8 protein-coding genes, 1 tRNA gene and 2 pseudogenes are annotated in these 12,241 nt (G+C 47.2%); 8 read left to right on the forward strand and 3 right to left on the reverse strand.

Going from position 1 to position 12,241, the window contains the following annotated elements:
* Positions 1-118: 118 nt before the first annotated feature.
* The 3 genes from J5A66_RS09630 to J5A66_RS09640 form a co-directional block, all read right to left on the reverse strand.
* Positions 119-1,054, reverse strand: coding sequence for a FecR family protein (locus J5A66_RS09630; protein ID WP_211790384.1), 936 nt, complete (start codon positions 1,052-1,054; stop codon positions 119-121).
* Positions 1,055-1,562: 508 nt separating this feature from the next.
* Positions 1,563-2,192: an O-methyltransferase gene (locus tag J5A66_RS09635; protein WP_211791505.1), complete on the reverse strand. Its 630-nt coding sequence runs from the start codon at positions 2,190-2,192 to the stop codon at positions 1,563-1,565.
* Between the two features lie 109 nt (positions 2,193-2,301).
* Positions 2,302-2,742 (reverse strand): type II 3-dehydroquinate dehydratase, encoded by a 441-nt coding sequence (locus tag J5A66_RS09640; RefSeq protein WP_211790385.1) that lies wholly within the window; start codon positions 2,740-2,742, stop codon positions 2,302-2,304.
* A 111-nt stretch (positions 2,743-2,853) separates the two neighbouring features.
* Here J5A66_RS09640 and xerA point away from each other — a divergent pair, with 111 nt between their 5' ends.
* The 8 genes and pseudogenes from xerA to J5A66_RS10270 all read left to right on the forward strand — a co-directional run.
* The gene (gene xerA / locus J5A66_RS09645) at positions 2,854-3,780 is read left to right on the forward strand and encodes a site-specific tyrosine recombinase/integron integrase (protein WP_211790386.1); all 927 of its coding nucleotides are present in this window, start codon (positions 2,854-2,856) and stop codon (positions 3,778-3,780) included.
* Between the two features lie 893 nt (positions 3,781-4,673).
* On the forward strand, positions 4,674-7,499 hold the full coding sequence (locus J5A66_RS09650) for a pitrilysin family protein (protein ID WP_211790387.1): 2,826 nt from the start codon (positions 4,674-4,676) through the stop codon (positions 7,497-7,499).
* Between the two features lie 277 nt (positions 7,500-7,776).
* On the forward strand, positions 7,777-8,862 hold the full coding sequence (locus tag J5A66_RS09655) for a mannose-1-phosphate guanylyltransferase (RefSeq protein ID WP_211790388.1): 1,086 nt from the start codon (positions 7,777-7,779) through the stop codon (positions 8,860-8,862).
* A gap of 164 nt (positions 8,863-9,026) precedes the next feature.
* Positions 9,027-9,108, forward strand: a tRNA-Leu gene (locus tag J5A66_RS09660).
* Between the two features lie 283 nt (positions 9,109-9,391).
* A pseudogene (locus tag J5A66_RS09665) lies at positions 9,392-10,093 on the forward strand (hypothetical protein); the annotation flags it as partial.
* Between the two features lie 113 nt (positions 10,094-10,206).
* On the forward strand, positions 10,207-10,500 hold the full coding sequence (locus J5A66_RS09670; protein WP_211790389.1) for a helix-turn-helix domain-containing protein: 294 nt from the start codon (positions 10,207-10,209) through the stop codon (positions 10,498-10,500).
* Positions 10,501-10,503: 3 nt separating this feature from the next.
* The gene (locus J5A66_RS09675; protein WP_211790390.1) at positions 10,504-11,685 is read left to right on the forward strand and encodes a primase-helicase family protein; all 1,182 of its coding nucleotides are present in this window, start codon (positions 10,504-10,506) and stop codon (positions 11,683-11,685) included.
* Positions 11,686-11,942: 257 nt separating this feature from the next.
* Positions 11,943-12,173: pseudogene (locus tag J5A66_RS10270) on the forward strand (CHC2 zinc finger domain-containing protein); the annotation flags it as partial.
* Positions 12,174-12,241: the final 68 nt, after the last annotated feature.

Genomic DNA, 12,241 nt, shown 5'->3' on the forward strand with positions numbered 1-12,241 from the left:
TGTTGGATTGCTGGAAGAGCGTGCGGCACGAGCCGTATTCCCCTTGCTCTTCGTTGATTTCATTCTTTTTTCTGTGTCATAGAGGTAGGTTTCTTTGTTTTAGAAATGAGTTATCGATTTATTCATTCAAGTCTATCACAATGGTTTTGCGCCCTGTAGGATGCCCCAAGGCTGGCTTTCCGTCCACCGTTTGCCACTTCATCGAGGTGGATTTAGCCAGATAATCGAGAATCTGCGGCAGTGTTTCGCCATTGAAAGTGGCTCGATATCGGTATTCTTTTTGCGAGCGACGGCGCAGAATCAGCTGCACATTGAAGTGCCGTTCCAGAGCGGCGAACACCTCTTCAAGGGTGGCATTGCGGAAGATGAGTCGACCTTCGCGCCAGGAAGTCTTCTCGTCGGTCTCCACTTTTCTGCGTTCCACACGTCCCGTTGCTTTGTCGTAAGAGAGCCATTCGCCCGGTTCCAGCCGGCATGGGCTCTTTTTTCCGGGCAGCATCACATTGACTTTCCCCTCTTCCAGAGTTGTTTCCACGTGCGGTTCTTCGTCGTAGGCCGACACGTTGAAGTGAGTTCCGTAGACAAAAACGCTGAGCCCGGCGGCTGTATGCACATAGAATGGCGACGATGCATCGGCCTTCACCGCGAAATAGCCCTCACCTCGCAGCTCCACCTGTCGTGTTTTGCTATTCAATAAGGTGGGATAGCGCAGTCTACTACCCGAGTTGAGCCATACAACACTATGATCGGGCAGTTCGTATCTCACCACCGTACCGTTGGAAGCCACCACTTCGGCATACTGCACCTCTTGTTTTGCTGGGCGGAAGTGTAGATAAGCCAATACCATTGTGCTGAGAAGCAACGGTAAAGCCAGCATTGCTGCATAACGCACAAGGCTTTGCCGGAGGCGATACCGACGTTTCCGGGTTATCTTTCCGCATACTTCTTGATAGGCAGCGACCGTGTCGACGGCTTCGATAGCCAAGATGTCTTTGCTCAATCTTTCGGCTTGAGCAAGCAATTGGTCGATAGGAAGATGGTTATTGTCGTCCAAAATTCAGTTGTGTTTAGGTGCTTTATATGAAGTAATACAAACGAACGGCGAAAAAAGGACAGACTTTTTGAAAAATTTTTTAGTGTTTTACAAATGGAAGAAATGATCCAAGCGTCAACCAAAGGCTATCCAGGCATCTATCCGACAGCCATCCATCCCTCACCGTCGGCTCTGCCTTCCGCATTTCAGGACTAAAGAAAAGCATGAAAGAAAAAGATGTCGGCATGATCACTCATCCCGACATCCCAAAGAATAATGTTAATGTACGTTGGTGTGTTGCAAAGCAATGATGCTAAAAGCAGTAGCTAATGTAACGCCAACCAACATAGCGATTGTTTCAAAATCTAATAACATAATCTTTAACCTTAAAATCTATCAAACTACTAACCTAATGAAAACTTATTATGAAAGTATTCTCTCGAACACGTTGCAAAGATAATGAGAAATTCAATACCTTGTATAGCAGGATGCTATTTTTTGTATTTATTTTGCAATTACTTGATTTACGTCAACCGATAGACTCCTTTTTCCGAATCACAGTCAGTCCATCTCGCAGCGGAATGATCGCCTTTTCTACCCGCGAATCCTGGGCAACGAGGTCGTTGAATCTTTTGATTCCCGCCGTCTGAGGGTCGGTTTCATAGGCAGGATCTATCACATGACCGTCCCAAAGGGTGTTGTCGGCCAGGATGATGCCTCCCGGACGCAGCAGAGAAAGCACCATTTCGTAGGTCTCCACATAGGTTCGCTTGTCGCCATCGATAAAGGCCATATCGAAGACAAGGCCCAGTCGTGGTGCGTTTGTAATGGCATCGCCGATGAGAAAGCGGATTTTGCTGGCCACAGGCGAGCCTTCTATCCAGCGGCGGGTAAAGTCTTCCTGCTCATCGTTGATTTCGAAGGTCCACACTTTCCCGTCTTCGGGTAGAGCTTCGGCCATACAGATGGCACTGTAGCCACTGAACGTGCCCACCTCGAGAATATTTTTGGGCTGCACCATCCGCACAAACATCTTCAGCAGTCGACCTTGCAAATGTCCACTGGCCATGCGTCCGTGGAGCGTATGGATGTTGGTGGCGCGATAAAGACGGTAGAGATAATCGCCCTCGGGGTCGATATGAGAGAGGATGTAGGCCATTTCGGCCTCCTCTTTTTCCGAGAAACGGGAAGGCGAAGTGAGCGTTTGATGGGGCGGTAGATTCATGTTGAGAGTGCTATATATAATAAGGTGTAACGGCGTTCGACATCTATAGCCTTGCCGGCGAACAAGAACCAGCGCGCAAACTCTCGATAGCCAGACGGTAAGAGTCCAGTCCGAAACCGGCAATCACCCCCTTACAGGCTGCCGCCAGGAGCGAATGATGCCTCAACGCCTCGCGTTGGTAGACGTTGGAGATGTGCACTTCCACTACCGGAGCCGACAGAGCGCGGATGCAATCGGCCAAAGCCAGGCTCGTATGGGTGTAGGCACCGGCGTTGAGAACGATGCCATCGCAGCCGAATCCCACCTCTTGTAGTCGGTTGATGAGTTCTCCTTCCACGTTGCTTTGATAGTAGTCGATGTCCACATCGGGAAACGCAGCCCGCAGCACGGGCAGATATGCCTCGAACGAAGACCGCCCGTAGATCTGTGGTTCGCGTGTGCCCAGGAGGTTGAGATTGGGCCCATTGATGACGTGTATCTTCATTTCAACTTTTATTCGTACATTTGTTGCACAAAGCCACTGCTGTCTGCACCGTGTGTACAGGGTTTGATCGGCAGGCAGAGAAGCGGCTTTCTGCAAAAGTACGAAAAAGATATGGAAAGCGAAAACAAAAGTTCTGCCGATGTGGTGAGGCGTTATCTGCGCTATCTGAAGCTGGAACGCAACTACAGTCCTAACACCATTGCGGCCTATCGAACCGACTTGCGTTGGTTGACGAACTATCTGCAAGATCGCCATCTCGAGTTTTCCGACGTGCGATTGGAGCATCTGGAGCATTTCTCGGCTTCGCTTCACGACCATCATATCACGCCGCGCTCGCAGGCACGCATCCTGAGCGGCGTGCGTGCTTTTTTTAAATATCTGCTATTGGACGACTATATCGACGCCGACCCCACAGAGTTGCTCCCCTCTCCTCATGTCAACACCCATCTACCCGATGTTCTTTCCACGGCCGAGGTAGACTTGTTAGAAGCCTCGATCGACCTTTCCAAGTGGGAAGGTCAGCGCAACAAGGCCATCATCGAGGTGCTTTTCAGTTGCGGACTCCGCGTATCCGAATTGGTGAATCTGAAACTTTCCGACCTCTATCTCGACGAAAAATTTATCCGCGTGCTGGGAAAGGGGAGCAAAGAACGCCTCGTTCCCATCTCGCCAAAGGCGATTGCGGAACTGAAATACTGGTTCGTCGACCGCAACTTGATGGTCATTCGTCCCGGTGAAGGCGATTATGTGTTTCTCAATCGGCGAGGGGCACACCTCACACGCACCATGATTCTCATCATGATCAAGCGCCAAGCCGAGGCGGCAGGCATCCAAAAGACCGTCAGTCCGCACACCCTTCGCCACTCTTTTGCCACCTCTCTGCTCGAGGGCGGTGCCGACCTGCGCGCCATCCAGGCCATGCTGGGGCACGAACGGATAGGAACCACCGAGATATATACCCACATCGACACCTCTACGCTGCGCGAAGAAATTTTAAACCACCATCCGCGCAACTGCATTCCATCGAAAGACGACTGATTTTCCCTCATCATCTATTCATCATTCGTTACGAATAGCAACGGCATTCTAACAAAAAACCGATGACGCACGTCGCGTATGGGTGCTCTTTTGTTGGGCCTTTATGCGCCCAATTGTCGATGGGCATTGCTCAATTGTCAATTAAAAACAGCCCCAAATAGGGTTCCCCATCTCCTACCTTAAGAGATCGGACAGACCAACCCCTACAGGGTTGTTATTGATTTGTATCGCTTAGACAGGGTAGGCGCGCTTCGCTTGCCAACCCTGTCCTACCAACAGACCAACCCCTATAGGGTTGTTTACAAAAAACGACACCTCTCCTTATTACTTACTACTCCCCTCCTCGACACTTATCACACCTCCCTTTACTCCTTACTACTCCCCTCCTTACTACTTACTACTTCTCTCCTTACTACTTACTCCCCCTCTCTTTATTTTTCAAAAGCTAAGAAAACGATGTACGAAAGCTAAGAAAACGCACGCCAAAAGCTAAGAAAATGAAGTGCAAAAGCTAAGAGATGGAGAAATGCCTTATCAGGCATTGGTAATAAAACAGTTATACATCTGGAAACGGATCAAGAACGACAACGAGCGAAAAGTGCTTTTGCCGATACACAGGTGATGAGGATGCAACTTATCTATATTCGTGCATATATTTGTTAAAAGAAAAAACAAATCGAGGAAAATCATTATCTTTGCAACGGATGGATTTGCCTTCGGTTCGGCCGGGGGCCGTCACAGAGATTGCACCCGCCCCGCCCTCGCCCCCCAAAAGGCGACACACAGAGGCATGCAAGTTGAGACCGGCCGCACACGGCGGCACCGTTTGTTATCCGCAGACACTCCATTTTATCAAACAAATTACCATTTATAAAAACCCAAAAAGTAGATTTATGCGTTTTAGAAACTGGCTTTTGCTTGCTGCTTTGGCCCTTGCCGGTGCCACGCAAGCACAAATGCAGATGCCCCCGATACCGCTCGACCCTGCGGTGAAGATCGGCAAACTGGACAACGGACTTACCTATTACATCCGTTACAACAACTGGCCCGAGAAGCGTGCCAACTTCTATATCGCCCAGAAAGTGGGCTCGATACAGGAGGAAGAGGCACAACGCGGACTGGCACACTTCCTCGAACACATGTGCTTCAACGGCACGAAACACTTCCCCGGAGATGCCCTGTTGCGCTATTGCGAGAGCCTGGGCGTGAAGTTCGGTGCCGACCTGAATGCCTATACCAGCATCGACCGCACGGTGTATAACATCGACAATGTGCCCACGGCACGGCAGTCGGCCCTCGACTCGTGTCTGCTCATCCTGCGCGACTGGGCCGGAAGCCTCACACTCGACCCGAAAGAAATCGACCAAGAACGCGGCGTGATTCACGAGGAGTGGCGTTTGCGCACGAGTCCGGGCAGCAGAATGTTCGAGCGCAACTTGCCCAAACTCTACCCTGGGTCGAAGTATGGGTTGCGCTATCCCATCGGACTGATGAGCGTTGTCGACAACTTTAAATACAAAGAACTGCGCGACTATTACGAGAAATGGTATCACCCCTCCAACCAAGGCATCATCGTGGTGGGCGATGTGGACGTAAATCATGTGGAAGCCGAAATCAAACGACTCTTCGGCGACTTGAAAAACCCGCTCAATGCCGCTCCTGTGGTGGAAGAACAGGTGCCCAACAACAACACGCCCATCGTGATTGTAGACAAAGACAAGGAGCTAAACGCCAGCATGGTGGAGGTGATGATGAAGCACGACGCTATGCCCGACTCGATGAAAACCGACCTCTCTTACCTCTTATATAACTATGTAAAAGGGGTGGGAATCGGCCTTCTGAACGACCGTCTGGCCGAAGCGGCTCTCAAATCCAACTGTCCTTTCGTGTCGGCCAATGCCAGTGATGCCAGCTATATCTTTGCCAAGACGAAGGATGCTTTCACCATCGGCGTGTCGCCCAAAGACATGTCGCAAACGGCCGAGGCCCTGAAAGCGGCTTATGCTGAAGCATTGCGGGCGGCTGAGTTTGGCTTCACGCCCTCCGAATACGAACGCTCGAAAGCCAGCACACTGGGTTCGCTCGACAAGATGTACAGCAATAAGGACAAACGCTTCACCCAGCAGTTTGCATCCGAGTGCACTGAGCACTTCCTTGCCAACGAACCCATGCCGCCAATCGACTTCTACTACGAAACCATGAAGAAGATGGTGCCGAGCATTCCCTTAGACTATATCAACGAGACGTTTAAAGAATTGGTGGCGAAAACCGACACCAACCTTGTCATCATCAGCTTCAACCCGGAGAAAGAGGGCAGCGTCTACCCCACCGAAGAAAGTCTGTTGGGAGCTGTCAAGCAGGCACGCAGCCAGAAACTCGAGGCTTATGTGGACAATGTGAAAAACGAACCACTGCTCGCTACTCTGCCCAAACCGGGCAAAATCAAGGGTGAGAAACGCAACGAGAAGTTCGGCTACACAGAGATAACGCTGTCTAACGGCGTAACGGTGCTGCTGAAGAAAACCGATTTCAAGAAAGACCAGGTGTCGCTGAGCGGTAAAGGCGGCGGCGGAAGCTCGCTCTATGGCGAAAAAGATTATACCAACCTGCAACTCTTCGACGACGTGGTGGAAAACAGCGGACTGGGTGTGTTCTCCAAAACAGAACTCTCGAAGGCTTTGGCCGGTAAGATTGCCTCGGCCAACCTCTCCATCTCCGACCGACGGATGCAGGTCAGCGGTTCGTCTACGCCCAAAGATCTTGAAACGATGCTGCAACTGGTGTATCTCCATTTCACTCAGATCAAGAAAGACCCAGAGGCCTTTAACAACTTGATGGCCTATCTCCAAATGGCACTTAAAAACCGGGAGACTTCACCCGATGTGGCCTATCAAGACTCGGTGCAGGCCACTCTGTATGGTCATAATAAACGACTGAAACCGCTCGAACTCACCGATCTGCCTAAGATCAGTTGCGATCGGATTCTGCAAATGGCTGCCGAACGTACGGCTAATGCCAATGGCTGGTGCTTCACCTTTGTGGGCAACTACGATGAAAAGACCATCCGTCCGCTTATCTGCCGCTATTTGGGTTCGTTGCCTTCTAAGGGTAAGAACATAGAAGGAAGACGCACGAAATTCTTCCAAAGAGGTATCGTCAAGAACGACTTCACCCGTAAGATGGAAACACCTAAGGCCAATGCCACGATGGTGTGGTTCAACGAGTCGATTCCCTACAGCGTGGAGAACTCGATCAAAGCCAATATGGTGGGCGAAGTGCTCAAAATGGTTTACCTGAAGAAGATTCGCGAAGAGGCCAGTGCAGCCTACTCATGCGGCGCAAGCGGCTGGGCCACTATTGATGATGACTATCATTTTGCTGCTGTTTATGCCGTTTGTCCGATGAAACCGGAGAAATCGGCCGAGGCTTTGCAGATTATGCGCGACGAAATGCCTCAGTTGGCCAAGAGTTGCGATGCTTCGATGCTGGCAAAGGTGAAGGAATATATGCTCAAAGAGGCTGACGACCAGGCTAAGAGCAATGACTATTGGATGGGCGTTATCAACACTTGGCACCGCTATGGCATCGATAGTTATACCCAATACAAAGCTCTGGTGGCCGCACAGACGCCCGAGAGCATCTCTCACTTTGCAAAAGAAATTCTTAAGGCAGGTAACCATATTGAGGTGACCATGATGCCCGCCGAGGAGAAGAAGTAATTTCAAGAGGGAAGAGGGCGGTTTCCGATCGTCGAAAACCTCTGCTCTTGATGGCATCCCTCGGTCTCTCCTACGGGTATCGCAGATCGTATTCAGATAGACTGTCCTCGAAACGCTCGCCTCTATGGGCACGTTTCGAGGACTTTTGTTTTACTCTGCCAATCGATTAAAAAGATATAAAGAGACAACACGGTAGAGAATAAAAAGTGAGAAAGCTTGCGGGATAGGAAGTTTTTTCATAAATTCGGCACGAGAAACTTTCAAGAGCTCTAACAGAATGAATCAGACCAATAACTATTGCGTGATTCTGGCCGGCGGAAGAGGGCTGCGCTTGTGGCCCTACAGCAGGTTGTCGTATCCTAAACAGTTTATCGACTTCTTTGGTTGCGGAAGAAGCTTACTGCAACAAACCTTCGACCGCTTTCTCAAAATCCTCCCCATAGAGCATATTCTGGTTAGCACGAACGAGATGTATGCCGACATCGTGCACCAACAACTGCCCGAACTGCCTACCGAAAATATCTTAGCAGAACCGATCTACCGCAGTACGGCACCCAGTTTGGCCTGGGCCTCGCACCGCATTCTTCACCTCTGCCCCGAGGCAAACATCGTGGTGACACCATCAGATCAGGCCATACAAAACGAGAAGGCTTTCGAAGAGAATATCCAAACGGGATTTAACTTCGTCAATAGCTGTAGCGGTATGCTTACCATGGGCATCAAACCTACACGCCCCGAACCGGGTTACGGTTATATCCAACTGGGCGAACGGGCTTCTGAAGGGGTGTATAGGGTGCGCTCGTTCACGGAGAAACCTGATCGCTCGTTCGCCCGCCTCTTCCTCGAAAGTGGCGAGTTCCATTGGAATACGGGCCTTTTCCTCTTTCATGCTCGCTTTGCCTATGACCGACTGTGCGAACTGCTGCCTTCGGTTCTGCGCCAGTTCGATGAGCAATATCCTACGTTCACCCCACAGGAAGAGACGCGCTTCATCCACGAACACTTCCCGCTCTACCCCAATCTCTCTCTCGAACATGGTATGCTCGAAAACTCTACCGATGTGTATGTGATGCGATGCGACTTCGGATGGGCCGACCTGGGCACCTGGCATAGCTTGTTCGAGTCGATGCAAAAGGGCGAAGAGGATAATGTTGTCATCGATTGTGATGTGATTTTAGAAAATAGTCGCGATAATATCGTTAAGGTTCCGAAGGGTAAACTGGCTGTCATCAACGGTCTGGATGGCTATATTGTGGTGGAAAAAGATAATGTCCTGCTCATTTGTAAAAAAGAAGATTCTTCGGCTTTGGTGCGGAAATATGCCAACGAAGCTCGACTCAAGAAGGGAGATGAGTTTGTGTAAACGGTCTCGACTGCAGATGCGAGGTAGATTGAATTAGTTTTACAAACTCACAAGAATGTTCCAACACCCAATAACTCATAAGGCTTTTTCTAATGATCGTCTAAAACTTTTCTTGCAAACTTTTGTCTATCTTGGAAAAATATGTACCTTTGCACCCACAATAAGCCCAGATGGCGGAATAGGTAGACGCGCTGGTCTCAAACACCAGTGGAGCAATCCATCCCGGTTCGAGCCCGGGTCTGGGTACTATAAATCTCTTGTAAGTTTTTGACTTACAAGAGATTTTGTTTTTCTAACATATACTAAAAGCCTACTATATAACAATATTATGAGAAAAGTGTACTTTTATAGTTTCTCGCCACTTATATTTAATTAATGGCAACTTTCCCCTTTTATTCTGTTTGTTTCCCTTTCTCGGCTTTTTCTCCAATGAATGCCCTATCTTTGTAAACAGTACCCATCATAGAAATTGCAAAATGGGAAATGACAATCTAAAGATACAGCTTGACAGTATTCAACGAATAATTACAACGATGAAGTTTTGTGGGAAAGCTCCTTCTTTGAATCATTGACCAAAGAACAAAAACAGAAACATACCTCTTTATCTGTTTCTTCATTTGAATATGCGAAATACATTAAGGCACACACCTTATATAATGATGCCCTGCCGATGTTCTCGTATCTTGTTGATGCAATTCTATATGAACGATACGCAAAATGTCTCATGGTAGAAATAGAACGAATTGAATTGACAGAGATACAAACCGATCGGTCTCGCTCTTCAGTCTTGATAAACGATGAACCATGTAAGCAGAAAAGGAAACCTGTCATCGTTGGTAAAAGGACAACTCCATTTCAATCAGATTTTACAGACGAGCAAATTGAGATTCTTACCGCTTGCATCAACGAAATTCAATTATTTACAACTTGCATATCTTCCAAGATACTCAAAGATTTTTTTGCTTGTAAGCTAAAAGGTGCCCTGAAATCAAACAACAACCGCCAGTTGGCGTATCTCATGCAAAGTCTTAATCTTCGAGGGTTCATTACTGATGAATGGCAATCTGCGATTGCTCGTAATGAACTTGTCTTGGGGAAAACAAAAGATACGCCACTGACACGCACCGACCTTTCCACCGCAACAGACCAAATCAATATGAAGCAACCGAAAAGATGGGAAACCATTGATAACTACATCAAACAACTGAAAAAAAGGTTGAGCATAGGTTGATATCTCAAACATTGCTCAACGTCATTTACTTTTATCGTTTCTAATTTTGCCCTCGTTAACAAATAATTAACGAAGGTGCACCTTCATATTGTTTAATTCAAAATGTTTTCAATATGAACAAGACATTAGAAACTCGAGTTGAAGAACTCGAACAAATGGTATTCATGAATAAGAATGTGTTGAGTTTTGAAGAAGCCAGCAAGTTCTTAAACCTCTCAAAGAGTTATCTCTACAAACTCACATCAGGGAACCTGATACCACATTACAAACCGCAAGGTAAAATGCTTTACTTTGAGAAAGCTGAACTTGAAGCGTGGCTACGGCAGAACCCAGTTAAAACTGCTGCACAAATAAATCAAGAAGCCCAGCGGTATATAATGAGTAGCAAACCCTTAATGCAGAAATAGCTCATGGCACAGGAAGAATTTATCCGTGTTGGCACGACCTTATACAAGATTGTGAATCAACCACGCATCAATGGCGGTTTTGTCAAGAAGCGTATCGTCTGGAACAATGAAACGCTACGGCAGGATTATGGAAAGGATTTTATTGCCACAGTCTCGAAGTATGATGGTTTCTGCACCGTTCCCAATCATGTGGACTATCAACCTGTAATTGATAAGTTTCTTAATCTCTACGAGCCGATAGGACACCTGCCAAAAGAAGGAGAGTTTCTACACATCGAATCATTGATAAGACATATCTTCGGTGAACAGTATGAGTTAGGCATGGATTACTTGCAATTGCTCTATCTCCACCCCGTGCAGAAACGCCCCATTCTCCTGATGGTGTCAGAAGAACGCAACACAGGCAAGAGTACGTTCCTTAACTTTCTCAAAGCTGTTTTTCAAAACAATGTTACTTTCAACACCAACGAGGATTTTCGCAGCCAATTCAATGTTGATTGGGCTGGTAAACTGCTCATTGTCGTGGACGAGGTCTTGCTCAACTGTAGGGAGGATAGTGAACGATTGAAAAATTTCAGCACAACGCTTTCCTACAAGATGGAAGCCAAGGGCAAAGACCGAGACGAAATCTCCTTCTTTGTGCTGTGTTCCAATAACGAGTTACTCCCTGTCATTATAGACATAGGAGAAACCCGATATTGGGTAAGGAAGATAAATCGTCTGGAGAGTGACGATACCGAGTTTCTTCAGAAGTTGAAAGCAGAGATACCTGCCTTTCTTTATTTTCTCCAGCATCGCACGCTGTCTACCCAAAAGGAAAGCCGTATGTGGTTTGCAACCAAGCTGACCTTTACACTAGCCTTGCAACGCATTATCCGCAGCAACCGCAATAAGATTGAGTTGGAAATGTCCGAACTCTGTTTGGAGATTATGGATCAGATGGTTGTTACCGAACTTTCATTCTGTATCAATGATATGGTGTGCTTGCTGAACAACACAGGCTATAAGGCAGACAAGAGTCAAGTCCGCAGGATTGTGCAGGATATATGGAAACTCATTCCTGCCTCCAACACGCTGACATATCTGACTTATCAGATGGATTACAACAGCTTGCGGAATTATTCACCCATCAAGCGGACAGGCAGGTACTATACCCTAACCAAAGAACAACTCACAAACATTTAATCATTATTTTGATGAAATGATGAAAAGTATATATAACAGATTGATTGGCAATGCCTATTTGATTCATCTTTCCACTCATCAGTATGAAAGAATGATGAAAGGAAAAGACGATACTGTCCAAAAGAGAAATACATATCTTTTCTTTTGGTAAGTCCTGTGATGAAACCATGATGAGCAAGTAATTTATTTGTTATGAAATGGTTATGTGCATTTTCATCAAATCATCAATTTTTCAAACCATTCAACTTCACTCTAATATGAACATACAAGAAATTAAAACGATAAAGTTGCAGGATTTTCTTACGAGTCAAGGATATTCTCCCACCAAGCAACAAGATAACAACTTGTGGTATCTTTCTCCTTTTCGTCAGGAGAGCCACGCTTCATTCAAGGTAAATACCGAGCGTAACCAGTGGTATGATTTCGGTATAGGTAAAGGTGGAAACATCATAGATTTGGCAGAGCAACTCTACAAATCCTCTGATGTATAGTATCTCATTCGCAAGCTAGCGAGTAATGCTTCACGTTGTATGCCAATCTCTTCTACATCATTTGC

This window comes from Prevotella sp. oral taxon 475, from assembly GCF_018127805.1.
Taxonomy (GTDB): Bacteria; Bacteroidota; Bacteroidia; order Bacteroidales; family Bacteroidaceae; genus Prevotella.